We start from the raw sequence: 23929 nt of genomic DNA on the forward strand, positions 1-23929 counted from the left end.
CGCAACCGGCCAAGTGGGAAGTCCTGGCTACAAACCGGACAAACAACTGGAAGGCGGGCCGCGATCGGCCGTAGGCGTCAAACGGCCGCGGCTCTCCCGGCGTACGCTGAACGCCGTGGCGGATCTTCTGGTGTGGATCGACTGTGAGATGACCGGTCTCGACCTGGGCAAGGACAAGCTCATCGAGGTCGCGGCGCTGGTCACCGATCCCGAACTCAACGTGCTCGGTGAGGGCGTCGACCTGGTCATTCACGCCGAGGACGCGGCGCTCGACGCGATGCCCCCGGTGGTGCGCGACATGCACGGCAAGTCCGGCCTGACCGAGGAGGTCCGGCGGTCGACCATAACGATGGCCGAGGCGGAGGAGGCGGTCCTGGAGTACATCCGGGAGTACGTGCCCAACCCCCGCACCGCACCCCTCTGCGGCAACTCGATCGCCACCGACCGCGGCTTCCTGGCCCGTGACATGCCGGCGCTCGACGCGCACCTGCACTACCGGATGATCGACGTGTCCTCGATCAAGGAGCTGTGCCGCCGGTGGTACCCGAGGGTGTACTTCGGTCAGCCCGCCAAGGGCCTGTCGCACCGCGCACTCGCCGACATCCGCGAGAGCATCCGCGAGCTGGAGTATTACCGCCGCACCATCTTCGTCCCGCAGCCCGGCCCGGACGTCGAGGCGGCCAAGGCCGTCGCCGCGGAGTTGTGAGGCACCCTAACCCGCTCGACGGCCCCGCAACCGGTGTGGCTATGATTGTCCGGCACGGCGGGGACGGTTTCCCGTGGGCATGGTGGTCGTAGCTCAGTTGGTAGAGCACCGGGTTGTGGTCCCGGGGGTCGCGGGTTCGAGTCCCGTCGATCACCCCATGTTGTGAGCGAGAGGCTCGGTCAGTCGACCGGGCCTTTTGTCATTCCTAGGCTTTTCGTTCGCGGACCCTTGTCGCTTGGGAGCGCTCCAAAAAGTTCGGGGAAGCGGGCAACCTTTTCGGGCCGGACGGCCACTGGGGAGTGGATCAACCTTCGTCCCCCGGGAGACTTGGATGCTCGCCAAGCGCATCGTCGTGCCGATTTCGGTGCTGACGCTCGGCTCGGCCGCCGCGGTCGCCGGCGTTCTGAACGCCGACGCGGCCGAGGCCACCGCGTGTTCCGTGACGTACACGGTCACCAGCCAGTGGAACACCGGCTTCAGCGGTGACGTGCGGATCCGGAATGCCGGCGGCGCGGCGATCGAGGGGTGGAGGCTGGGGTTCGCGTTTCCGTCCGGGCAGAAGGTCGGCGGCGGCTGGAACGGGTCGTGGACGCAGAGCGGCGCCGACGTCGTCGTGACTGACGCGGGCTGGAACCGGAGCATCGCGGCGGGCGGGGAGGTCGCGGTCGGTTTCAACGGGACGTGGAGCGGGGGGAACGGGGTGCCGGCCTCGTTCACGGTCAACGGGGTGACGTGCGGTTCTTCCCCCGGGACGACGGCTGCTCCGACTGCGACCGCTCCTCCGACTGCGACGGCTGCTCCGACTGCGACGGCTGCTCCGACTGCGACGGCTGCTCCGACTGCGACGGCTGCTCCGACTGCGGCACCAACCGCGACCGCCTCCCAAGGTCCGGAGGACTGCACTGATTTCGCGGCCCTGACCCGCGGCAAGTACTGGGTCAACAACAACGTCTGGGGCAAGGCGGACGGCACCGGTTCCCAGTGTGTCTGGGAGAACGGCCTCAGCGGCGACACCCTGAGCTGGGGCACCCGGTGGACCTGGGCCGGCGACAACACCAAGGTCAAGTCCTATGCGAGCGCGGTCCTCGGCTGGCACTGGGGCTGGAAGGCCACCGGCACCGGTCTGCCGGTCCCGCTCAGTGCGGGCAGAGCCGTCGACGCGAGCTGGAACTTCACGGTCACCCAGACGACGAGCAACGTCATGAACGTCGCGTACGACCTGTGGCTGCACGACATCGCGAACCCGGACTGGCAGAACAACCCGACCGACGAGGTCATGGTCTGGCTCTACCGGTCCGGTGGCGCCGGGCCGGTCGGCACGAAGCAGGCGACCGTGTCGATCGCGGGTACGACCTGGGACCTGTACCGGGGCAACATCGGCTGGGAGGTGTACTCGTTCGTGCGTACCTCGAACACCTCCTCCGCCACCCTCGACCTGACCGCCTTCACAAACGATCTGGTGGCACGCGGATGGCTCGCCAAGACCAAATATCTGTCCAGCGTCCAGGCCGGCACCGAGATCTTCACGGGATCGGGCCGGCTGGACACCACCGCGTACTCAGTGAAGATCGGCTGACGGTCGGGAACGGCCCCGTGCCCGAGCTTGACGCCGAATACGCCTTCCGGCGGTTCTTCGACGACCATCACACCGACCTGTCTCGTCTCGCGTACCTGGTCACCGGTGATTCGCAGGCCTCCGACGACCTCGCGGCGGACGCGTTCGTGGAGGTGTGGCGGCACTGGGAGCGGGTTCAGTCGGCGCAGAGCCCGATCGCGTACGCTCGCGGCATCGTGACCAACCTGGCCCGTCAGTGGATCAAGCGGCAGAGCCGGGAGCGCGCCGGCCTGCTGCGTCTGGGCCTGCTGCGCCGCGACCGCGGCGAGAGCGACACCCCCGCGATCATCGATGTGCGTGCGGCGCTGCGGCGGCTTCCGCTGCGGCGTCGTGAGTGCGTCATTCTTCGGTACGCCTTCGACGTGCCCGAGCGTGAGGTGGCAACGATCCTGGGCATCTCGATCGGTGCCGTGAAGAGTCACACCTCGCGCGGCGCCGCCCAGTTGAGCGAGTACCTGAACGGGATGCCGCTGATGACGGGAGGTCACCATGGCTGAGCGCCAGCCCGACCTGGGCACGGTGCTGCGCCGTGAGTCCGAGCGGCACGTGCCCGACCGGGACGCCATGTTGACCCGCATCGCCCAGCGCCGCACCGAGCCGCGCGGCCGGTGGGCGTTCACCGCCCTGCGCCCGGTCGCCGCCGCTGCCTCGGTGGTCGCCGTCCTCGTCGCGGGTTTCGCCGGGATCAGGCTGGCCGACGACCGGGGGACTCCGGCCGCCACCGAGACCAGCACCCCGGCGGCACCCACCACCTCACCGGCACAGCCGTCACCGTCAGCCACGGCCCCGTCCGCCTCGGCGCCGCACTCGGAAAAGACCGCCAGGCCCGGAAAGACACAGCGCACCACCGCTGCCACATTCCGCCCTGACATGAGTTTCCTCAGCTCGAACGCGGTCGTCGACAGCCACTCGAACGCGACCTGGTCCCAGGGCAACCTCACCCTGCACACCACCAAGGAGATCACCACGCTCGACCTGGTGATCAGCGTGATCCGCACCGACGGCGTCACCGACGCCGGCCGCTGGAGCACGGTGCCCACCGAGATGATCACGGTGAGACTGATCGAGGAGAAGGACGCCCTCCTCTACCGCTTCACCCTCAACCCCGGCCGAACCCTGGCCCCCGGCGACTACGTCTTCGCCGCCCAGTACCAACACGCCACCGGCCCCCGCGACCCCCGCGCGGACACCTACGGCGCCATCGCCACAGCCGGCCCAGACCGAGCCGAGATAACCGGCGCCTTCACCACAAACTGACCCAACCCAATCCACCCGCCTCAGCCGGTCCGGGTCGCCCGCCTCAGCCGGTCCGGGCCGCCCGCCTCAGCCGGTCCGGGCCGCCCATCTCAGCCGGTCCGGGCCGCCCGCCTCGGCCGGTCCGGGCCGCCTGCCTCAGCCTGGTGGGGCGGCCCGGTCAGCCGACTGATTCCAGGCCGCTTTCGCCGCAGATCTTGGACATGTCGGCGGCGGCGCCGCTGACCGCCGCTATCGCGTCCGGTTCGCCGGTTTTGCCATGCTGGGCCACCGCCCGGGCGTAGGCGCCGGCCAGCGCGGCGGCGGCGTCGGCGACCGGGGCGTCGGCGGTGGCGCTGCTGGCGACGATGTGGTCGACGACGCCGGGGTCCATCAGCGTCGCGTCCCGGAGCGCCGCCGCCACCTCCCGGCAGGTGATCAGCCCGGGCGGGTCGTCAACGAGCGGCGCGGAGCCGTTCTCGCTCGGGCCGCCGGACCCACCCCGCGATTCGCTCGGGTCGCCGGACCCTCCCCGCGAATCGGCCGTGCCGGAGCCTCCCCGCGAATCGGCCGTGGCGCCGGAACCGCCCCGCGAATCGGCCGTGGCGCCGGAGCCGGCTGGGGTGTCGGCGGTGGTGCCGGAATCGGCCGGGGAGTCGGAGTCTCGAGAGCAGCCGGTGAGGGCGGCCAGCAGGATGAGCGCCGCAGCGAAGCGGACGAATCGCGCCATATCGCTCAGGCTACGGTTGGCGGTCGCGCTGGGCGGGGGAAACGGATCTTGCGGCGGGGATGCTGGCTCGGGGTGCCGGGTTGCGGCATGATCGCCGGATGGTTGTTAGCGCCGACGACTACGCCTGGTTCACCGAGCAGTGCCCGGAACTCGCCGATGGCTACCGGCTGACGCTGGTGCACGGGCGCGCCACGAGCGGGGGCGCCGCGCGCGGGGGCGCCGCGAGCGGGCCCATCGCGAGTGGACTTGGTGGGGCGGCTGCGGTGAGTGAGCTCGGTGAGTGGACGCTGATCGTGGAACCGGACGGGGTTCGGGGCGACGGTGGGCGGGCTGTTCGGGAGTTGTCGCGGGGCACCGTGGTGGTTGCGCACTCCGCGTCGCTCTTTGAGTGGGTGCGTGACGGCGAGGTGGTTCTCGAGTTCGATCCCGCGGATGCGGGGAACCGGCGGGGCAGCGATCCGGACGGTCTCGTCGAGGTGCTGGAGCGGCTCGGCTTTGACCTGAGCACCGACGACGCTGACACGGTGACGGCCGGTGACGCGCGGCATCGGGAGCGAGCTCTGGCGCTGGCCGAGCAGCTCACCGGCGTACGCCTGAATCTTGAAAGCCTGCCGGAGACGGCCCGGAACCGGCCCGCTCAGCCCGCGCGTCCTGCCGCGCAGCGTCGTTGGTCGCGTGGGGACTCGTGGGACGACGAGTATGAGATCGACGACGACGACGAGTTCGGTGCGGAAGATCGTGAGGAGGGTGACCAGGAGGAGCGGGAGGGTCCGCGCCTGGCACGGCGGCTCGGCAGGTTGTTCCGCTGACAGCAACGCGGGCCCGGTCAGCTGAAGGACCGAGCCCGCGTCATGCACGGTGGGGAGTCAGTTCAGGGCGCTGCCCTTCTTGTACTCCTCCCAGCTCATGTTCCAGTCGGTCCAGCCGTTGCCGTTCTTCAGCTTCTCCTCGGTGCCGGAGACCGTGATCACGTCGCCCATCAGCGTCCGGTCGAAGAGCCACTTGCCCATCGCCTCGGAGACGTTGACGCAGCCGTGCGAGACGTTGCTGCGGCCCTGCACGCCCTCGGACCACGGCGCGGCGTGGATGAACTGCCCGCTCCAGGTGATCCGCTGCGCGAAGTCGATGTCGGTGCGGTAGCCGTCCTCGGGGCCGAGCTCGGCGGTGGTGTCGAAGACGGTGTGTTCCTTCTTCTCGATGACCACCATGGTGCCGCTCGAGGACGGCGTCTTCGGCTTGCCGAGGCTCACCGGGATCGTCTTGATGACCTTGCCGTCCTGCTTGACCGTCATCTTCTTGGTCTTGTTCGACACGGTCATGACGAACGAGCGCCCGATGTTCAGGTCGACGGTGAGGTCGGACCGGCCGTACCACCCGTCGCCCATCTTCACGCCCTTGAGCTTCACGCTGTAGAAGACCTTGGAGCCGGCCTTCCAGTACACCTTCGGGCGGTAGTGGACCTCGGTGGCGCTGATCCAGTGCCAGGTGCCCTCCTGTGCCGGAGTGGCGGTGACCACCATCTTGCGCTCGACGTCGGCCCGGTACTTCTCCGGGATCGCCCGCCCGAACTTCATGATCAACGGCATGCCGACGCCGACCTTGTTGCCGTCGCCGAGGAAGCTGGTGACGCGCACGAGGTTGTTCGGCTTCTTCATGATCGTGAAGGTGCTGGTGGTGGTGTTGTTCTTGCCCTCGGCCTCGGGGCCGGTCACGGTCACCGTGTACTTCGTGCCCCAGTCCATCGACTCGGTCGGGCGCCAGACGCTCTCGTCCTTGTCGACGGTGCCCTTGACCTCGCCGCCCTTGGCGTCGGTCACCTTGACGGTGGTGCTGCTCGGGTCCTCGCTGTTGTACTTGACCTCGGACCAGGTCTCGACGTCGGTGGCGTCCAGCGCGGGGGAGGTCACCGCGACCGTGCTCAGGGTGGGCTCCGGCGACGGCGCCTCGGATGCCGCACCGTCTCCGCCGCCCTGCCACGACGGCGAGTCGTCGCCGCCGCTGCACGCGGCGGTCAACAGCAGAGTTCCGGCCAGTAGCGCGACCACGGCCGTGCGCCATCGGCGTCGGTGACCGGCTCGGCTTGCGTCCATCTCCCTGGTCCCCTTACGGCGTCGTTTCCCCGGCGCCCAAGTGTGCTCCAAAATCGCCGGTTGACCAATCCCGGGTTCGTGCCGCGACCGGTCCGGTTCCATCGATGTACCCCGGATGGGGCATCGAACCACTCCGTTGCGGGTGTGACCTGTCAGCCGAGGCCGGAGGGCACCGGCAGCGCGCTGCCCGCGGCGAACTTTTCCCAGCTCACGTTCCATGGCGTCCAGCCGTTGCCGTACTCCAGCCTGTCCCCGGTGCCCGCCACGGTGACCGGGTCGCCGATGAGGGTCTTGTCGAACAGCCAGCGCGCGTTGGACGGCGAGACATTGACGCATCCATGCGAGACGTTGCGGCGACCTTGATCACCTGTGGACCACGGGGCCGAGTGGATGTACTGACCGCTCCAGGTCAGTCGCTGCGCGTACTGGATCTCGGTGCGGTAGCCGTCCGCGCCGTCGGTGTCGGTGGTGTCGAAGACGGTCTGTGCCATCTTCTGCATGACCACCATGGTCCCGCTCGACGACGGCGTGCTCTTCTTGCCGAGGCTGACCGGCATCGTCTTGACCGTCTTGCCGTCCTGCAGCACGGTCATCTTCTTCGACGCGTTGTCGACCTTCATCTCCAGCTTGCGGCCGATCTTGGCGGTCGCCGAGCGGTCCCGGTCGCCGTAGATGTTCTTGCCGGTGGGCAGCCCGCCGACCGCGATGCGCACCTTCAGCGTGGTGCCCGGCTGCCAGAAGTCGGGTGCGCGGTAATACGCCTGCGTGCCGCTCTCGGTCCATGACCAGGTGCCGGGCTGCGCGGGGCTGGTCTCCACGAACATCCGCTTCTGCACCGCGGCCCGGTCGGCCTTCTTGATGCCCGGGTTGAACTCGGCCACGACCGGCATCCCGACGCCGTAGGTGTTCCCGTCGAACAGGTAGAGACCCGTCCCGGTCCGGCGGCCGGGCGCGCCCATCGTGGTGAACGACGTCGTCTGAGTCGTCGTGGTGCCGTCTCCCGCCGTGGCGACGACCGTCGCCTCGTACGCTTGCTTGGTCTTCAAAGGCTTGCTCGGCACCCAGCTGGACCTGTCCTCGCGCATCTCGCCCGCGACGGCCTTGCCCTTGGCATCCTTGAGGGTGACCGAAGTCACCTCGCCGCCGGTGACGGTCAGCCCGATCTCGGCGCTGACGGGGACGTTCTTCTTGTCCTTGGCCGGCGTGACGGTGAGTGACACCGGCGTGGCCACCGTGGTGCTCTCCGGTAGCGGAGCGGCGGACGGACCGCCGGACGCGGCAGGCTCAGCGGCAGCGGGATCGGAGAAGGTCGGCTTCGAGTCGTCGCCGCACGCGGCGAGAGGGGCGATCAGGGCGAGTGCCAAGATCGCCGCCAGGGAGCGGCGGACGTCAACCATCGGTGGGGCCCCGTTCTGGAGTTCTCAGCGCAGACATACTGACTCATGGACGCAAGTCGCGGGTCCCCCTTGAGGTGGGAAGTATCCGATTTCAAGGAACTCCTGGGAGCGTGCTACCGTTTTCCTCGTTACGGCGAGCGTCGCTAGCTCAACTGGCAGAGCAGCGGACTCTTAATCCGCGGGTTGTAGGTTCGAGTCCTACGCGACGCACTTCACAGGTCTTTGTGAAAGACCAGACACTCGTCCGGCGTGATGCGCACATTGCCGTCGGCGTCGAGATGCTCCCGGAACGTTTTCAGTCGCCCGTGCGACCACTCTTGGTAACCAGCGCGGTCATAGAGGCGGAGCGCGACGGTGTTCTCCAGATCGACGCCGACCGCCACCTCGCGGTATCCCTGCTCCCGCAGCCCGGCCTCCGCGGCGGCGATCAGGTGGGTGGCCAGGCCGGTACGCCTTCGGTGCGACACCACCATGAGCCGGTGCAGCATCGGGACCCGCCCGAGGTGCTCCACGATCTCCGGTTCGTCCGGCATCCCGGTGGAGACGAACATCGCCGCCGCCGGCCTGCGGTCGACACTTGCGATCAGTACGCGACCCGGCAGCTCCAGCCGCCGCCGGTAGACGCCGGCCTGGAACGGGCCGAACACCTGCTCCAGGACGATGAGATCAGCGGGCCCGGCGTGTCGTATGTCGATGTCCCGCATCGTTGCCTTTCGTCTCCTGCCGATGGCGACGCCCGTCACTTCGGTACCCGCCGCCTCACTTCGGGACCGGCGCCGGTGGCGATCCCGAAGTGAGCTGATCAGTTCCGGGCCGACATCGCCACCGATGCGATCAGCATGATCAGGATCAGAAAGACGAGAAGGATGCTGCCGACCGCCGCGGTCGCCGCGCGGATCACCTCGCGGAACGGGCCGAGAGCCGTGCTGAGCAGCCGGATCGCGAGTGCCGTCAGGACGACGGCCATCAACAGGATCGCCACGAGGCCACCGGAGGTGTTCGACTCGGCCGCGTTCAGAGTTACCGTAAGCATGGTGTCTCCCCTTTGCTCAGATTGGGTGGATTACCTGCAACGTCCTCGGTGGCAGCCGGGGACGTTGTCGCTTGTCCGGTGCGGATCTGACGTGCCGACGTTCGGTCGGTGATCGTGCGGACGGGGTCATCGGACCTCCTCGACCAACTCCTTAACCTTGGTTAAGTCTTAGGATTGCCTTCAGGCTAAACTTCAGTAATGTCTGAAGCAACAACTCGATGACGAGATGGACCATCGAGGCAGTGCACCCATTAAGGTGCCTCTTTAACCTTGCTGAAGGGGTGGCGTGATGGCTCAGCCCGGAGCGGACGTGCTGGCTCACCGGCTACGTGAGCTGCGCGGGAGCCTGAAGCAGCAGGCGCTGGCGAAGGCGCTGGGCGTGAGCGTGCCGCTGATCTCCTCCTGGGAGCACGGCAAGGCGGTGCCGCCACCGGAGCGGATCGAGGGGTACGCGCGGTTCTTCGCTCTCGGCGGGGACACCGGTAAAGACGTGGCCGACTTCGAGGAGGCCGAGCTTCAGCGGTTCCGCGACCTGCGGGCGGAGCTGTTCCATCTGCGGCCCTCGCTCGAGGCGCCCGGTGTCTTCGGCACCAAGGCGCCACAGGAGGGCATGTGGCACTTCCCGGACCGGGCGCCGGTCACCATCGTGTGCGCCGCGCTGCCGAAGAACCTGCGGGCCGACCTGCAGTACACATCTCCGGAAAGCCCGGATTACATCGAGTTGTATACCTACGCTGATCTTGACGCCCTGATGGAACTCTATGGCCATCTGGTCGCCGCGAATCCGGGCGTGGCGGTCAACCGCAAGCTCGCCGGCCAGCTCACACCGAACGATCTCACCAACCATCTCGTACTTCTGGGTGGTGTGGACTGGAACCCCATGACCGGGGCAGTGATCGACGCGTTGGAGGTTCCCGTGAGCCAGGAGCTGCGCGAGGAGGATCCCGACATCGGCGCGTTCCGGGTGTTCGACGGCGACCGCGAGCAGGTCTTCCGGTCGGTGCTCGAGGAGGCCGAGCCACACCCGCGGCTGGTGCAGGACGTCGCGCAGTTCTGCCGCGGCCCGAACCCGTTCAACCAGCGGCGGACGGTGACCATCTGCAACGGCAACTACGGCCGGGGCACGCTGGCGGCAGTCCGTACGCTCACCGACCCCCGCTTCCGCGATCGCAACCGTGGTTACGTGGAGGACCGGTTCGGCGCCGGCGCCACGTTCAGCATCCTGGCCCGGGTCAACATCGTGCAGGGCATGATGACCACTCCGGACTGGACCCTCGACGGAACCGTTCTGCACGAATGGTCGCGAAGGGCATGACCCACAGGATCGGCCATCGCTTCTCGCACGGCCATCTGCTGGTCCACGCGGGTCCCACGGCGCCGGGCGACGTGCCCGCGATCGTGGTGCCGACGATCCGCAACCCGGCCGCGATCCGTGACGCGCTGCGCCTCGGCAAGGAGCTGTCCCGCCCGGTTGTGGCGCTGTGCAGCCGCTGGTCGTCGCCGGAGACGGTGTGCCGCGAGGCCGAGATGATCGGCGCGCACGTGATCGCCGTCGACGTCACCGAGCGGTCGGCGCTGCCCGCGTTCGCCTGCGACTCGCTGGTGCGTGAGGCTGCCATGATCGGGCTCGACCGGCCCAACGACGTGAGCCGCAAGCGCAACCTGGGCATCACGGTGGCCCGCATGCTCGGCTGGCACGGCGTGGTCTTCCTCGACGACGACATCACCGACCTGCAGCCGGACGCGATACGTACGGCGGCGGGGCTGCTGCGGGCCCACAACGTCGCGGCGCTGCAGAACGTGGGTTTCCCGGACAACTCGGTGGTGTGCCACGCGCGCCGCGAGGTCGACCTGACCCAGGACACGTTCGTGGGCGGTGGCGCGATGGCCGTACGGGTCACGTCGCAGACCTCGTTCTTCCCCACGATCTACAACGAGGACTGGCTGTTCCTGGTCGGGCGCAAGAGGATCGAGCGGGTCGCGGTGTGCGGCAAGGTGAGCCAGCGGGAGTACGACCCGTACCTATCGCCCGCGCGCGCCCGTGCCGAGGAGTTCGGCGACGTCCTGGCCGAGGGGCTGTTCGCCCTGTCCGGCGAGGACCGGCCGGTGCAGGCCGCCACCGAGGACTACTGGCGGGCGTTCCTGGACGACCGTCGCCGCATGATCGACCTGATCCTGGGGCGGCTGGCCGAGCAGCCGGCCGGAGACCGGCGGCACCGGATGACACAGGCGCTGATCGGGGCCAGGGGTCGCTCCCTGGTGATCGATCCGGCCTTCTGTGTCCGATATCTGGCGGCGTGGCGTGACGACCTCGAGGTGTGGCGCAGGTTCCTCGCCGGCCTTCCGCGCCATCGGGACGCGGCCGAGGCGTTCGTCGCGCTGGGCCTGAAAGTTTACGAAAACCGTCCCTGATAGTTTCGGCGCGGCGCATCGAAACGATTCATCAAGTCCCTGGTCACATTGCGTCCGAAAGTTTCGGAAATTTCTCGGTAATAGCCGTTGACTCGGGCTGATTGTCTCTCAACAATGAGACAGCGACGGTCGTCGATCGGCCGTCCGGCACGAGCTTGATTCCGTTCCCCGAAGACCGTCGCCGGCGTGGGCTCCTCCCGCGCCGGCGACGGCGTTCCCCCGAAGAGTGAGTCGGGCAGCAGAACCGGAACCGCGGGTTAGGGTGACGAGTGCTCACCGGTGATGATCTGGACGCGATCGGCCACGAGGCTCTGCACGCGGCGGACCCGTTGCCGTTCATCACCCGGCTCGTCGACGCCGTCGACCGCGACCGGCTCGCCGACCCGGCAGACGCCGGTTACGCGCTGACTTTGGCGGCCGAGTCCACCGAGCGCCAGGGCGACCTGCCGGGTGCTCTCGCGCTGGTGGACCGGGCTGTGGCGGTGCACCAGCCGGGCGGCGACGGGTACGCCCGCTCCTACCGTGGCCTGCTGCTGGCCCGCATGGGCCGCGATGACGACGCGTCCGCCGAGTTCGCCGTCCTGCGCCCGCGCCTGGTCCGGGAGGCGTTCGCCGCGACCTACCTCAGTGAGGCCATGGAGGAGTGCGGGCGCGCGACGATCGCGGAGCAGTGGCTGACCTCGGCCCTGGACTCGCTGCTCGACCGGGAGGAGGAACCGGACGAGGACGGCGTCGCGGTGGTCTCCGAGCTGCTGCGGGCCCGGCTGCGCATCCGGGGCGAGCTGGGCCTGCCCCCGGACGAGCGGGACGAGGCGGCCCTGCTGGTCCAGTACGGCTACGGCGACTCGGCACCGGCCGGTCCGGCACCGCTGTTCTGGGCGCGGCCCGAGTTCGACCGGATGCTGATGCGCTGGCCGTCGCTCGGCGACGTCTACGGCCGGACCTGGGACGAACATCGCGCCCAGCTGGAGAGGACGCTCGGCGCACTGGCGCCCGGTTCGGCGATGGCGCCCGGAACCGCCGACGGGCTCGCCGCCTACGCCGCCCGCAGCGGTGGTGAGCCGACCGACCCGGTGGTCCGAGCCGGCTACGAGAGCCAGACCGCCTTCGGCATGCCGTGGCCGCCCGGCCGTAACGAGCCGTGCTGGTGCGGCTCCGGCGCGAAGTACAAGAAGTGCTGCCTGCCCCGTGGCCGGGGCTGACCGGGCCGTGTGCTAACGTTCTCCCTCGTTGGAAGGCGCTGCTAGCTCAACTGGCAGAGCAGCGGACTCTTAATCCGCGGGTTGTAGGTTCGAGTCCTACGCGGCGCACCACAGCGAAACCCCGCCCGGTTCTCCGGGCGGGGTTTTCGTCATCTACAGCGTGCTCAGGGCGCTCAGCCCGCCGGACAGGGCGATCAGGATGGCCGGCGCGAACAGGACGTAACCGAGGACCAGGCCGGCTACGGCCATGCCCTGGCCCGACTTGTCGCCGCGCTTGGTCTCGGCGAGTCCGATGTGGCCGAAGATGATCGCGAGCAGCGACGGGATGCCCCAGGTGAAGACGCAGAGCACCAGGCCCACGATGCCGAGCACCATCGACGCGACCGCCCAGCCCGAGGTGGGTGGGCCGATCCGGCCGACGATGACCGGCTGGTACATCGGCGGTGCGGGGTATCCGGGCTGCGGCGGATAGCCGGGGGACTGCGGCGGATAGCCTGCGGCCTGCGGCGGGTAGCCGGGGGACTGCGGGTAACCCGACGACGGCGGCGCCGAATAGGGCTGCGGCGGATAGGGCGGGGCGCTCTCCGGCGCGCCATAGGGCTGGCCGTAGGGCGCGCCGCTGTCCGGCGCCTGGTAAGCCTGCGGCGGGAACGGCGCGGGCGGCGCCTGAGGAGGGAACGGCGCGGTCGGCGGCGGCTGTGAGTAGGCCGTGGTGGGCGGTGCACTGTCCGGAGCGGGGAACGGCGACTGCGGCGGGAACGGCGCGGTCGGCGGGGCGCTGTCCGGCGCGTTGTACTCCGGCTGCTGGTTGTACTCCGGCTGCTGCCCGAAAGGCTGCGTCGGATCGTACGGCGGCGGGGTAGGCGGCTGTGACATCGTGCTCCGAGTTCCTGCGCGGAGGGCGGAACTGGGCGGTCTCCACCCGTTGGACCGTCTGCTCATGCTGCCGCCCCGGTTCCGGCATGGCTATACGCCGAGACCCATTTGGTACTAAAGGGCGAGTTGAACCGACCGGTCGGAGCCCGATGGGCCGTATCGTCGGCGCCATGACGCGCGTCCTTCTGGTCTCGGGAAGCACCCGCGACGGCGCCCTGCACACCGCCGCACTGCGGACAGCCGCCCGGCATGCGCCACCGGGGATCACCGCGGTGTTGTTCGACGGGCTGCGCGAACTACCGGCTTTCGTACCCGGTGAAGCCTTTCTCCCGGAAAGCGTGACCGCGCTGAGGCAGCAGGCCGTCGCGGCGGACGCGCTCTTCTTCTGCACCCCGCAGTACGCCGGCTCGCTGCCCGGCAGCCTGAAGAACCTGCTCGACTGGCTGGTCGACGGTGGCGAGCTGACCGGCAAACCGGCGGCCTGGCTCTCGGTCGTGGGTCCCGGGCAGGACGACGGCGCCCGCGCGTCGCTGGAGTCGGTCCTCGAGCACGCCGGTGCCCGCCTGCTGCGGCCCGCCTGCATCCGGATCCCGCTGGAGATGAGCACGGTCGGCGCCGACGGCCTGATCACCGACTCCCGGCTGCACATGGCGCTGCAGGACATGGTGCAGGCGCTGATCCGCGGCCTGGCCGGCGGCGGTGAGGCCCGGCCGCAGCCGTCGTGGCAGGCGCACTCCAGCGTCTACCCGGTGATCCAGCAGCAGAGCGCGCCGGGGTTCCGCACCGGGCCGCCGAAGCGGTGGCCCAGTGACTTCAGCTGATCCCTCGGCCCTTCAGTTGATCGCTTGGCCCCTATAGTTGATCGCTTGGCCCTTTAGTTGATCGCTTGGCCTGCTGCCAGGCAGGAGTCGGCGCCGGCGCACCGGGTCAGCGCCAGCAGCGCCCTGTCCAAGGCGGCGATCTCGGCGGGGGAGAGGTTGCGGGCCAGGTTGCGCATCTGCAGCGGGTCGTTCATCCGGTCGTAGTACTCCCGGGATCCATCGACATATTTAACGTACGTGTACCGCACGGTCCGCATCGCGTCGTAGGCCGGTGGGATGTTCACGCTGTCGTGCTGGAAGTCCGGATCCGCGGGGTCGGTGGCCGGGTCCCGATGCTCGATCAGCGACACCGTCCGCCACTTCGCCGGCGTCTCACCCGCGAGCAGGCCCTTGATGCTGCGCCCGTCGGCCTCGGCGGGCGGCTCCGCACCGGCCAGATCGGCGAAGGTGGGCCGCAGGTCGACGTTCTCCACTGGGGCGGTCACCGTGCGCGCCACGGCCACACCGTGGCCCGCAACGATCAGCGGCACGTTGATGTCGGTGTCGAAGGCGGTCTGCTTGCCCGACGGCAGACGGTATTCACCCAGGTGATAGCCGTTGTCCGAGCTGAAGATCACTACGGTACGGTCCGCGACGCCCGCTGTGGTGAGCGTGGCCCGCAGCGCGCCGAGCATCCGGTCGACCGACTGGACCGCCTGCACCCGCTTGCGGAACTCGACGTCCAGGGTCGCCTGCCGGTCCGCGGTGAGCGGCGGAACGTTGCGGAGCCAGGGCGGCGCGTCCGCGGGAAGCCGGTTGAAGGCCGCGCCGCGGGGTGCCTTGAGGCCGGGGAACGAGTTCGCGTCCCTCGGCGCCGGCGTGTACGGGCTGTGCGGCGCGTACGTCGACACCTCCACCATGAACGGCGAGCCGGCCGCCGCCGAGGTGGTGATGAACTCGGACGCCTTCGCCGAGATCACGTCGGTCAGGTAGTCGCGCGGCTGGTTGCCGTACTTGCGGACCACGTTGTTCTCGTTCAGCGCGTAGTTGAAGTTGCCGTACGCGTTCCCCCCGGCCACCCACAGGTCCCACCCCGGCGGCGTGTACGGCTTACCGAGCCCGCCCGGGTTCCGCGCGTTGTACTCGTTCAGGTACTTACCGAGGAAGGCCGTCTTGTAACCGGCCGCCTGCAGGTCGGTGGCGAACGTCGAGGACTCCTCGCCACGGCTGTGGAACAGCCGGAAGCCGCCGTCCGACCCGTGGTTCTTGAAGATGCCGGTGTTGTGCGGGAACTGTCCCTTGAGGATGGACGCCCGCGACGGGCAGCACAGCGAGTCGGTCACTGTGTAGTTGGTGAACGTCGTGCCCTCCCGCTGCAGCGCCAGCACGTTCGGCATGTACGGCACGAGGTTCTCGGACAGGTCGTCGGTCAGCACGAAGACGATGTTCGGGCGTACGCTCGCTGCTTCTTCCGGTGCCGCGGACGCCGCGGCGGCCGACGCACCGCTCCCGTTTCCGCTCCGTGGCCCGCACGCGGCGGTGGCGAGCAATGCTGCCAGGGCCAGAACGACACTGAGGGTGCGGCGACGGCGAGAGGTCATGGTGCTGCGGTTGCTCCGTCCGGGGGCAGGGGTGACCCCGGAAGGGTAGTCGATGGTTCACCACTCCTTAAGATGATCATTAAGAATGCCTCAATACGGTCGCGGCGGTGCGAAACGAGGCGGATAGTGCCTCCCATGCCCAGCATCGACCCACCCCGCCTCCGTTGCGTGGGCCCGAGGCCCCGGCGGCCGCGCAGGCTCTCACCGCGCCGTCCGCGCCTGCCGTTGCGACCGCCCCGCTCGCCGCGCCGGGCCGGCGCCGATCGCCCGCGCTGAAACGGCACTCCGGCTGACTTCATCGACAGGTATCGTCGGATGCCGTGAGCCAGGACGCGCAGATCGACTTCACCGATCCGGCCTTCCAGGCCGACCCTCACCCGGTCTATGCACAGTGGCGCCGCACCGGGCCGGTCCGCCGGACCCGGTTGCCCAGCGGGGTGCACGCCTGGCTGATCACCCGTTACGAGGACGCCCGCCGTGCGCTGGCCGACCCACGACTGTCCAAAGAGTCCGCTTTCTCGATCGGCTCGTCGCGGACGGCGAACCGGGCGGACGGCCCGGCGGCGGTGCTCTCCCGGCACATGCTCGCCGTCGACCCGCCGGATCACACCCGGTTGCGCCGCCTGGTGTCGGCGGCCTTCACGGTCCGCCGGATCGAGGCGCTGCGGCCGCGGATCGCGGAGATCACCCACGACCTGCTGGACGCGCTGGAGGGTCGCGAGCGGGCCGACCTGATCGACGCGTTCGCGTTCCCGCTGCCCATCCAGGTCATCTGCGAGTTGCTCGGCGTGCCCGCCGAGGACCGTGACGCGTTCCGCGAGTGGTCCAATGTGATCGTTGCCGGAGCGCAGTCCGGCGACCGCCTGGAGCCGGCGATCCGGGCGATGGTCGGTTACATCCTCGGCCAGATCGCGCAGCGCCGTGCCCATCCCGGCGAGGACCTGCTCTCCGGCCTGATCCAGGTGCGCGACGCCGAGGACCGGCTCACCGAGGCGGAGCTCTCCGCAATGGTGTTCCTGCTGCTGATCGCCGGGCACGAGACCACCGTCAATCTCATCGGCAACGGCACCTGTCTGCTGCTGCGCGACCGGGACCAGTGGGAGCGGCTGCGTGCCGACCGCAGCCTGCTGCCGACCGCGATCGAGGAGTTCCTGCGGTTCGAGGGGCCGGTCGAGACGTCCACGTTCCGGGTCGCCACCGAGGACGTGGAGATTGGCGGCGTCACTGTGCCCGCGGGCGATCCGGTGGTGGTCGTCCTGCTCTCCGCCAACCGCGACGAGGAGCGATTCTCCGGGGCAGATCAAATGCGCCTTGACCGTACGCTGAACGCGCACCTGGCGTTCGGACACGGAATCCACTACTGCCTGGGTGCGCCACTGGCTCGCCTCGAGGCGCAGATCGCTTTCACCGCACTGCTGGACCGGCACCCCGGCCTGAGTCTGGCCGTCGCGCCGGAGGATCTGCGGTGGCGGCCCGGTCAGCTGCTTCGTGGCCTGGAGGAACTTCCCGTCCGGCTGCTTTAATGTCGCCCGTGTCGCATGAGTCGCCCGTGTCGCATGAACAGTCGCCGACGGCGGAGCTGCCGGTGGTCGGTGTCTACCGCGCGGCCGGCCATCGTCGTCGTGCGGTGCTGGCCGGCGCCGGCGGTGGTCTGGTGCTGCTGCTCCTGGTGGTGTGGCTGATCTCATCATCTGGGGATTCCCCTCCTTCGGCGGTGCCGGTCGTCACTGGGCCGGTCACGTCTCCACCCGAGACTCCTTCTCCCTCTGCCTCTCCCTCTGTTTCTCCTTCCACCTCCTCCTCTCCTGCTTTCTCGTCGCCGCCCCGGGCGGCTGACGTGGTCACCGGCCTGATCGCCGTGGTGGACTCGCTGGAGCAGCGCGACGAACTCGACGACGGCGACGCCAGGTCGCTGCGGCGCCGCCTCGAGGACGTGGCGAAACGCCTCGAACGTGACCCGGAGAAGGCCCGTGACAAGCTCGAGGACTTCGCCGAGAAGCTCGCCGACCTGCAGGAGGACGAGGACATCAGTCAGTCCGGGTTCGACGCCCTGGCGGCCGGTGTGACACAGCTTGCCGTCGCTCTGCCCTCGGGAGCCAGGGACTAGTTGTCCCAGGATGAAGTCGCCCTTCATCCGGTCCGGTCGGTGGGCCAAGCTTGGTCCATGGATCGAGCACAGCTGGCCGACTTCCTCCGCACTCGCCGCGAGGCACTGCAGCCGGAGGATGTCGGGCTGCAACGGGGACAGCGCCGGCGCACCGGCGGTCTGCGCCGCGAGGAGGTGGCGGCGCTCGCCGGGATGTCAGCTGACTACTACGGCCGCATCGAGCAGCAGCGCGGGCCTCTGCCCTCCGAGCAGATGCTGGCCTCGCTCGCCCGTGCCCTGCACCTCGGCCTCGACGAGCGCGACCATCTGTTCCGGCTCGGCGGGCACCCGGCACCGCAGCGGCTCCTGCGCGACGACCACATCAGCCCCGGGGTGATGCGCATCCTGGACCGCCTCGAGGACACCCCCGCAATGGTCATCTCGCGTTATGGCGAGACGCTGCGCCAGACCCGGCTCGCCGTGGCACTGGTCGGTGACGAGACGAAATACACCGGCCTGGCCCGCAGTGCCTGGTTCAGATGGTTCACCGGCGACCCGGTGGCCCGGCGGCTCTATCCCGCGGAGCACCACCCGAAACACGGGCGGATCTTCGCGGCCCAGCTGCGCACGGCCTATGCGGCGGCACCCGACGGCCGGGCCGGCGAGATCGTCGACGCTCTGCTCGCCCGGAGCGAGGAGTTCGCGGCGATCTGGGCCGAGCACAAGGTCGGCCTGTCGCACACTGACCGCAAGACGCTGCTCCATCCGGAGCTCGGCGCCCTCGATCTTTTCTGCCAGAACCTGTTCGACCCCGACCAGCTCCAGACGCTGCTGGTCTTCACCGCGGTGCCCGGCTCAGTGAGCTACGAGAAGCTCCAGCTGCTCTCCGCGGTCGCGTAAACGAGATTTCCAAACCCGCAGAAAGGCACCACCATGCCCAAAATCGCCCTGATCACCGGCGGCAACCGCGGACTCGGCCGGGCCACCGCCCTGGCCCTCATCGAGGCGGGTGTCGAGGTCATCTACACCTACCGTGGCGACCCCGGCGAGAAGATCGACGCCATCGCGCTCCCGCTCGTCGTCGGCGACATCGACTCCTACGACGACTTCGCGGCAACGCTCCGCCAGACACTCGAGGACCGCTTCGGCCGCACCGACTTCGACTTCCTCATCAACAACGCCGGCGTCGGCCGAGCCGGCAAAATCGCCGACACCTCCGTCGAGGCCTTCGACGAAATGCTGAACGTCCACTGGCGCGGCATGTTCTTCCTGACCCAGAAACTCCTTCCGCTCATCGCCGACGGCGGCCGCATCATCAACCTCTCCACCGGCCTGGCCCGCTTCACCGGCGAGGGCATCTATGCCGCCTACGGCTCGATGAAGGGCGCCGTCGAGGTCTTCACCCGCTACCTGGCCAAGGAGGTCGGCCCGCGCGGCATCACCGCCAACGTCGTGGCCCCCGGTCCCGCCGCAACCGACTTCGGCGGCGGCCTCCTACGCGACAACGACCAGATCCGCACCCACATCGGCAGCCAGACCGCCCTCGGCCGCGTCGCCCAACCAGAGGAGATCGCCGGCGTGATCGCCGCCCTCCTCGCCGAGGGCACAGGCTGGATCACCGGCCAGCGAATCGAAGCCAGCGGCGGGATGCTGCTCTAGGAGTCGGCGCTGGTGGCAGCGCTTCGGCTCCTCTCGGGCCGGGGCGCTGCTGGCGGCCCTGTCCAGCGCTGCCCACCCGGCCTGCGCGGTCCGCCCGGCCGCCGCGCCCGGCCTGCCCCGCCCACCTGGCCGACCCTGCCCACCCGGCCTGCGTGGCTTACTCGGTCTGCGCGGCTTCCCCGGTCTGCGCGGTCCTCCGGGCCTGCGCGGCTTACCCGGTCTGTGTGGCCTGCCCGGTCTGTGTGGCCTGCCCGGTCTGTGTGGCCCGCCCGGTCTGCGCGGTCCTCCGGGCCCGCGCGGCTTACCCGGTCTGCGCGGCCTACCCGGCCTACCCGGCCTGCCCACCTGCCTCGCCTGCCCGGCCCTGCTCGCCTTGCCCGGCGCGGCCCTGCCTAGCCCTGCTCGCCCTGCTCGGCTGGGCAGCGCTGGTGGGCGGGCGGTCAGGCAGGAGCGTGGGACTTGCGCTGTTTCTTCCGGCGGTACATGGCTGCGTCCGCCTCGCGTAGCAGGACGTCGCCGTCGTCGTGGTTGCCGGCTGCTACGCCGATGCTGGCGCCCACGGACATGGGGAGGCCGGCGATCGTCATGGGTTCGGAGAGGATGCTGGTGATCTGTTCGGCCAGTTCGGCGGCCTCGGTCGGGCCGGTGTCGGGCAGTAGGACGGCGAACTCGTCGCCGCCCAGGCGGGCGGCTACCTCGCCGGTGTTCAGGATGCCGGTCAGGCGGTCGGCGACGGTGCGCAGGACGCTGTCGCCGGCGTGGTGGCCGTGGCGGTCGTTGATCTCCTTGAAGCCGTCCAGGTCGATCAGGAGCATGCTGACGCGGCTTTGCGACTCGGACAGGCGGCGCTGCAGCAGCACGCGATTGGCCAGTCCGGTCAGGGCGTCGTGGGTGGCCTGGCGTTCGAGCTCGTCGTGCAGGGCGCGTGCCTCGGTGGCGTCGCGGGCGTTCAGCACTACGCCGCCGACGCTCGGGTCGTGGCGCAGGTCGGTGCCGACGATGTCCAGCCAGCGGTAGGAGCCGTCGGCGTGCCGCCAGCGCAGTTGCGTGGTGATGCCCATGCCGGGGTTGGCCTCCAGGCCGGCCGCGAGCACGCCGGCCTGGGGCATGTCGTCGGCGTGCGTGCGGTCGACCATCGCGGTGCCCAGCAGTTGCTCCGCCGGGAGGCCCAGCACCCTGGCGGCCGCCGGACTGGCGTAGGTGACCCTGCTCGTCTCGTCGACGACCAGCGTGAGGTCGGAGGCGTGCTGGACGAGCGCGCGGAACCGGTCCCTCTGCTCGTCCAACTCGCCGAGCAGACGCTCGTTGTCGCGCAGCGCCGCCACCTGGCGGCCCAGCACCAGCGCGGTGATCGCGGCGGCGCCGATGGCCACGCCCCAGACGCGCAGGTCGATGTGACCGTCGCGGAGGGAGTACACGAGCAGGAGCTGGGTCGCGATCACCGCGAGGTACGGCATGCGGCTGGAGCGGGCCGCCGGGCCGCCGTTCTGGCGCTCGGCCAGTCGTGGTTGCTGGAGGTACTGCAAGCGCAGCGCGATGGCGAGCAGCACGCACGGCAGGAGTGCGACGATGATCATGACCTGGGGGCCGGGATCGCCGAACAGGCCGGTGGCCAGCGGTGCGGCCAGTGCGGTGCCCGCCACACCGAGGGCGCCGAGTCCTCCGGCGCTGCGGGTGAACGGCGCGGTGCCGCTGAGGATCAGCTTCAGCACGCCGAACGTGATGAGCAGCATGACGATCGTGGTGACGCCGGCGCCCCAGCGGTCGGCGGCCTCCTTGCCGCTCAGTTCGCCGGCCAGCAGGAAGTACCAGAGGAAGACCGAGACGCCGGTGAGCACTGTGGCGGCGTCGAACCAGAGCCGCAGCCGCTGCCGTCCGGCGCCGCCGAGCGGGTGCCGCAGCGTAGCCACCACGACCGTGGCCATCCCGGCGACCACGAACCCGGTCTGGATCAAACTGGTCCGGGTGTTGCCGGGCTGGGCGATCTGCAGAGCGGTCTGGTACGTATCACCGATCGACGAGCTGACGCAGCCGACGATCACGACTCGCCAGAAGCGACGACCCGCCACCGTCGTCCGGGAGTGGGTGGCCAGCTTCCAGGCCAGGTACACGTCCACGTAGTCGATGGCGGCCTGAATCAGCCAGGAGGTGACCGTGCCGCCGGGCCCGACCAGGAACCAGGGGATGATCAGCAGGCACAGCGCCGCGAGTGCCAGCAGCACCGGATCCTTCGCCCCGGTTGGCATTCGCATGATCGCTCCCGTCCCGAACGGCCCGGGTGGCCTCCGGGTCGAAACTGCCCATCGGCGGCCAGGCCGCTGAGGTGAGCGATCCGAGACGCCTCCGCTTATCCGGGAGCCGCGAATGTCATCCGAATCGCGTACCCGAGATGATCTGAAGTCGGCGTGGCGAGACGAGCGATTTAGGACGTTTTGGGTAGTTTGAACCCGTGACGACGACCCCGCGACGCGCCAATGCGCTCCGGTCGTTGCCTCTCCTTTTGGCGCTCATGCTCGCCTTCCTCGCGGCGCCGGTCCCTGCCCAGCAGCCCGCCGCATCAGCCGCACCCGCCGGCCCCAGCCGAGCCCTCAAAGCCGCTGGACCCACCAGCCCCACCCCAACCACCAGCACCACCAGCACCGCCGCGACCGCCGCGACCGCCGCGACCGCCGCGACCGCCGCGACCGCCGGAAGCACGGGACCCGCCGGGGCTGCCGAAATCACGGGACTCGTCGGCGCCGCCGAAATCACGGGACCCGTCGGCGCCGCCGGAATCACGGGACCCGCCGGCGCCGCCGAAATCACGGCCGCCACCCGACCGGTGCCGGACGCCCAGCGTGCCCTCCGTGCGCAGCGCTCCTCCGGCCCCGACGCCTCCCGCGCCCCGCCCACCGCCGCCTGACCCGGCGCAGATGGAGGCTCACGCAGCCTGACAGCACCTCGCCGCCGCCGGCTGCGCGAAGCGCAGCTCGGCGCCTCCCGCTGCCCGGGTCGTCCGCGTGCCCCAATCAATCGCGGAACCCTCTCGGAGCGCTTCCCAAAGCGGATGAAGCGGACGAAGCACTGAGGGAACCCTCAAGGCGGAGAGAACGCCATGAACATGCTTGCCGAAATGCTGCTCACCGAGCCGGCCCCGGTCGCCATCTGGGTCTTCCTCATGCTGCTCACGCTGCCCGCGCTGGTAGTCCTGGCCAGCCCCCACGGCGTTCACGACCCCCGCCGTGCCCTGATCGACTCGATCGCCGTGCTGCGCCGGCGGGAGGAGCGCCGGGAGGCCGAGCGCCTCCGGCGGGGGCAGGAGGCGGGCCAGGCCGTGCGTTACGCCGAGGAGGTGCGGGTGGCGGCAGATCAGGCGGGGTACGCGGTGCAGCGCTGGCAAGATCACTGGGAAGCCGCTGCTCAGTGGGCCGACGCGAGCTGGCAGGCATGGCAGGACGCGGAGGCGCGCAGGGCTCGCAGCGGGGCAACGGCGGCCTTCGGCACACCGTTCACTGCGAAGACCACTTTCGAGTACGCCGCCCGCGAGCGCTACCTGCACCGCGCCGTGAACGAGGCCGCCGCCCGTGGTGAGCTCCCCGCCGTGGCGTCGACCGACGCGCTGCACGGACGTGGCGGCTGGGACGCGCGGCTGCACCCGGTCGAGCAGGAGGCGGTGGTGCATCGGGCGATCGCCGGTTACCTGGAAAGCGTGCACCGGCGGGCCGTACGGGCCGAACGGGCGGCCTGGCACGACGCTCAGCTCGCCCGCCGCAGCCGTGACAGCCTGCTGCGCGAGGCGACGATCGCCGAGACCCGGGCCGACGCGGTACGGATTTTGCTTCCCCGAGGGGCCAAATCCACGGTCACCGGAACACGCCGGCCGGTCGTCCTGCCGGCCGCCTGACCAACAGCGAGGCGGCTGGCTCCACCGGGTGACCCACTGATCACAACCGGTCGCGTTAGTCAGCGCTTCATCAGGATGTAAACCAGAACGAAGGTCAACGCGAGAATGATCCACACACCGCCGAGACCGATCAGGACCACAGTGAGGTCCAGGCCCCAGAGGCCGGCGGTCCCGAGGACTCCGGCGTTCACCGCGGCGAAGGTTCCGCCGGTCTTCAATACCGCCCGGGCGACCGATGCCTGGTCACCTTTTGATCGCTGGTCAGGGGGTTCGGGCTTCGATAACCTGGGTGTGTCCGGCTTGATACGCGGCATTTCGGGTCTCCTGCCCACTGGTGCTGTGCCGGATCGATGACGGCCCGCCTGCACGCGGGTCGTCATTCGTCTGCGGGGGTGTGATGGGGCCGATGCTTCGTTTGATTGTTTCTGAGGTTCACCCCAACGAATGAAGTCTCCCGCACCGCCTTCGCGGTAAACAACATCCAAATGGGTGGTCTCCCGCAAGTCTGAATGAGAACGCCAAACAGCCCTGCTGCGCAAAGGCAACAGGGCTCAAGGCAATGGGTGTCGCGGCGTCCCCCGAAAGGGGAACACCGCGACCTCTCAA

Annotated in this window: 24 protein-coding genes and 3 tRNA genes; 18 read left to right on the top strand and 9 right to left on the bottom strand. The window is 69.5% G+C overall.

The genetic code is table 11. The annotated features are described in order from the left end of the window. Positions 1-115: 115 nt before the first annotated feature. The 5 genes from orn to AB0M02_RS09670 all read left to right on the top strand — a co-directional run bounded on the left by orn (position 116) and on the right by AB0M02_RS09670 (position 3578). A complete protein-coding gene (gene orn / locus AB0M02_RS09650; RefSeq protein WP_364224008.1) occupies positions 116-706 on the top strand; it encodes an oligoribonuclease in 591 nt (196 codons plus the stop codon). An 82-nt stretch (positions 707-788) separates the two neighbouring features. Then, a tRNA-His gene (locus AB0M02_RS09655) sits at positions 789-864 on the top strand. Between the two features lie 173 nt (positions 865-1037). Continuing rightward, positions 1038-2282: a cellulose binding domain-containing protein gene (locus tag AB0M02_RS09660; protein WP_364224010.1), complete on the top strand. Its 1245-nt coding sequence runs from the start codon at positions 1038-1040 to the stop codon at positions 2280-2282. Positions 2283-2299: 17 nt separating this feature from the next. After that, on the top strand, positions 2300-2818 hold the full coding sequence (locus AB0M02_RS09665; protein ID WP_364224012.1) for a SigE family RNA polymerase sigma factor: 519 nt from the start codon (positions 2300-2302) through the stop codon (positions 2816-2818). After that, entirely contained in the window at positions 2811-3578 is a 768-nt protein-coding gene (locus AB0M02_RS09670) for a hypothetical protein (protein WP_364224014.1), read from the top strand. Before AB0M02_RS09665 ends, AB0M02_RS09670 begins: the two co-directional genes overlap by 8 nt. Before the next feature lie 157 nt (positions 3579-3735). Here the strand turns inward: AB0M02_RS09670 and AB0M02_RS09675 are convergent, their stop codons facing one another. Then, the gene (locus tag AB0M02_RS09675) at positions 3736-4284 is read right to left on the bottom strand and encodes a hypothetical protein (RefSeq protein WP_364224016.1); all 549 of its coding nucleotides are present in this window, start codon (positions 4282-4284) and stop codon (positions 3736-3738) included. A 98-nt stretch (positions 4285-4382) separates the two neighbouring features. Between AB0M02_RS09675 and AB0M02_RS09680 the strand changes: the two genes are divergently transcribed. After that, entirely contained in the window at positions 4383-5093 is a 711-nt protein-coding gene (locus tag AB0M02_RS09680) for a DUF6461 domain-containing protein (protein WP_364224018.1), read from the top strand. A gap of 57 nt (positions 5094-5150) precedes the next feature. Here AB0M02_RS09680 and AB0M02_RS09685 read toward each other — a convergent pair whose 3' ends face one another. Together AB0M02_RS09685 and AB0M02_RS09690 are read right to left on the bottom strand one after the other, a co-directional pair. Beyond that, entirely contained in the window at positions 5151-6374 is a 1224-nt protein-coding gene (locus AB0M02_RS09685; RefSeq protein WP_364224020.1) for an Ig-like domain-containing protein, read from the bottom strand. Between the two features lie 152 nt (positions 6375-6526). Further along, the gene (locus AB0M02_RS09690) at positions 6527-7771 is read right to left on the bottom strand and encodes an Ig-like domain-containing protein (protein WP_364224022.1); all 1245 of its coding nucleotides are present in this window, start codon (positions 7769-7771) and stop codon (positions 6527-6529) included. Positions 7772-7908: 137 nt separating this feature from the next. Between AB0M02_RS09690 and AB0M02_RS09695 the strand changes: the two genes are divergently transcribed. Further along, a tRNA-Lys gene (locus tag AB0M02_RS09695) sits at positions 7909-7981 on the top strand. Between the two features lie 2 nt (positions 7982-7983). Here the strand turns inward: AB0M02_RS09695 and AB0M02_RS09700 are convergent. Together AB0M02_RS09700 and AB0M02_RS09705 are read right to left on the bottom strand one after the other, a co-directional pair. Next, positions 7984-8475 carry a GNAT family N-acetyltransferase gene (locus tag AB0M02_RS09700; protein WP_364224024.1) on the bottom strand — a complete coding sequence of 164 codons (492 nt, stop codon included), beginning with the start codon at positions 8473-8475 and terminating at the stop codon, positions 7984-7986. Positions 8476-8573: 98 nt separating this feature from the next. Then, the gene (locus tag AB0M02_RS09705; protein ID WP_364224026.1) at positions 8574-8804 is read right to left on the bottom strand and encodes a hypothetical protein; all 231 of its coding nucleotides are present in this window, start codon (positions 8802-8804) and stop codon (positions 8574-8576) included. Between the two features lie 289 nt (positions 8805-9093). On the opposite strand from AB0M02_RS09705, the gene AB0M02_RS09710 reads away from it, so the two are divergent. From AB0M02_RS09710 to AB0M02_RS09725, 4 genes are all read left to right on the top strand, one after another. Beyond that, positions 9094-10119 carry a helix-turn-helix domain-containing protein gene (locus AB0M02_RS09710; RefSeq protein ID WP_364224028.1) on the top strand — a complete coding sequence of 342 codons (1026 nt, stop codon included), beginning with the start codon at positions 9094-9096 and terminating at the stop codon, positions 10117-10119. Further along, complete coding sequence (locus tag AB0M02_RS09715; protein ID WP_364224030.1) at positions 10116-11216, top strand: hypothetical protein; 1101 nt, start codon at positions 10116-10118, stop codon at positions 11214-11216. The genes AB0M02_RS09710 and AB0M02_RS09715 overlap by 4 nt, the downstream gene beginning before the upstream one ends. A 269-nt stretch (positions 11217-11485) precedes the next feature. Beyond that, positions 11486-12418, top strand: a complete 933-nt coding sequence (locus AB0M02_RS09720) for an SEC-C domain-containing protein (RefSeq protein ID WP_364224032.1) — start codon at positions 11486-11488, stop codon at positions 12416-12418. 35 nt (positions 12419-12453) lie between these two features. Further along, positions 12454-12529 (top strand) — tRNA-Lys (locus AB0M02_RS09725). 42 nt (positions 12530-12571) lie between these two features. Here the strand turns inward: AB0M02_RS09725 and AB0M02_RS09730 are convergent. After that, entirely contained in the window at positions 12572-13294 is a 723-nt protein-coding gene (locus AB0M02_RS09730) for a DUF4190 domain-containing protein (protein WP_364224034.1), read from the bottom strand. A 170-nt stretch (positions 13295-13464) separates the two neighbouring features. Between AB0M02_RS09730 and AB0M02_RS09735 the strand changes: the two genes are divergently transcribed. Then, a complete protein-coding gene (locus AB0M02_RS09735; protein ID WP_364224036.1) occupies positions 13465-14115 on the top strand; it encodes an NAD(P)H-dependent oxidoreductase in 651 nt (216 codons plus the stop codon). Positions 14116-14168: 53 nt separating this feature from the next. Here AB0M02_RS09735 and AB0M02_RS09740 read toward each other — a convergent pair whose 3' ends face one another. After that, positions 14169-15695, bottom strand: coding sequence for a sulfatase (locus AB0M02_RS09740; RefSeq protein ID WP_364224038.1), 1527 nt, complete (start codon positions 15693-15695; stop codon positions 14169-14171). Between the two features lie 320 nt (positions 15696-16015). On the opposite strand from AB0M02_RS09740, the gene AB0M02_RS09745 reads away from it, so the two are divergent. Genes AB0M02_RS09745 through AB0M02_RS09760 form a run of 4 tightly spaced genes read left to right on the top strand, consistent with a single transcriptional unit; the run spans position 16016 to position 19440 of the window. Next, entirely contained in the window at positions 16016-17218 is a 1203-nt protein-coding gene (locus AB0M02_RS09745; protein WP_364224040.1) for a cytochrome P450, read from the top strand. 26 nt (positions 17219-17244) lie between these two features. Continuing rightward, on the top strand, positions 17245-17802 hold the full coding sequence (locus tag AB0M02_RS09750; protein WP_364224042.1) for a hypothetical protein: 558 nt from the start codon (positions 17245-17247) through the stop codon (positions 17800-17802). 57 nt (positions 17803-17859) lie between these two features. Beyond that, positions 17860-18681, top strand: coding sequence for a helix-turn-helix transcriptional regulator (locus tag AB0M02_RS09755; RefSeq protein WP_364224044.1), 822 nt, complete (start codon positions 17860-17862; stop codon positions 18679-18681). A 33-nt stretch (positions 18682-18714) separates the two neighbouring features. Further along, positions 18715-19440 carry an SDR family oxidoreductase gene (locus AB0M02_RS09760; protein ID WP_364224046.1) on the top strand — a complete coding sequence of 242 codons (726 nt, stop codon included), beginning with the start codon at positions 18715-18717 and terminating at the stop codon, positions 19438-19440. Between the two features lie 440 nt (positions 19441-19880). On the opposite strand, the gene AB0M02_RS09765 is transcribed toward AB0M02_RS09760, so the two are convergent. Next, entirely contained in the window at positions 19881-21692 is a 1812-nt protein-coding gene (locus AB0M02_RS09765; RefSeq protein WP_364224048.1) for a sensor domain-containing diguanylate cyclase, read from the bottom strand. 236 nt (positions 21693-21928) lie between these two features. On the opposite strand from AB0M02_RS09765, the gene AB0M02_RS09770 reads away from it, so the two are divergent. Both AB0M02_RS09770 and AB0M02_RS09775 read left to right on the top strand, forming a co-directional pair. Beyond that, positions 21929-22342, top strand: a complete 414-nt coding sequence (locus tag AB0M02_RS09770; RefSeq protein ID WP_364224050.1) for a hypothetical protein — start codon at positions 21929-21931, stop codon at positions 22340-22342. Between the two features lie 192 nt (positions 22343-22534). Next, positions 22535-23323, top strand: a complete 789-nt coding sequence (locus tag AB0M02_RS09775; protein WP_364224052.1) for a hypothetical protein — start codon at positions 22535-22537, stop codon at positions 23321-23323. A 59-nt stretch (positions 23324-23382) separates the two neighbouring features. On the opposite strand, the gene AB0M02_RS09780 is transcribed toward AB0M02_RS09775, so the two are convergent. Next, positions 23383-23637 (bottom strand): hypothetical protein, encoded by a 255-nt coding sequence (locus AB0M02_RS09780; RefSeq protein WP_364224054.1) that lies wholly within the window; start codon positions 23635-23637, stop codon positions 23383-23385. Positions 23638-23929: the final 292 nt, after the last annotated feature.

Source organism: Actinoplanes sp. NPDC051861 (assembly GCF_040681145.1).
GTDB lineage: Bacteria > Actinomycetota > Actinomycetes > Mycobacteriales > Micromonosporaceae > Actinoplanes.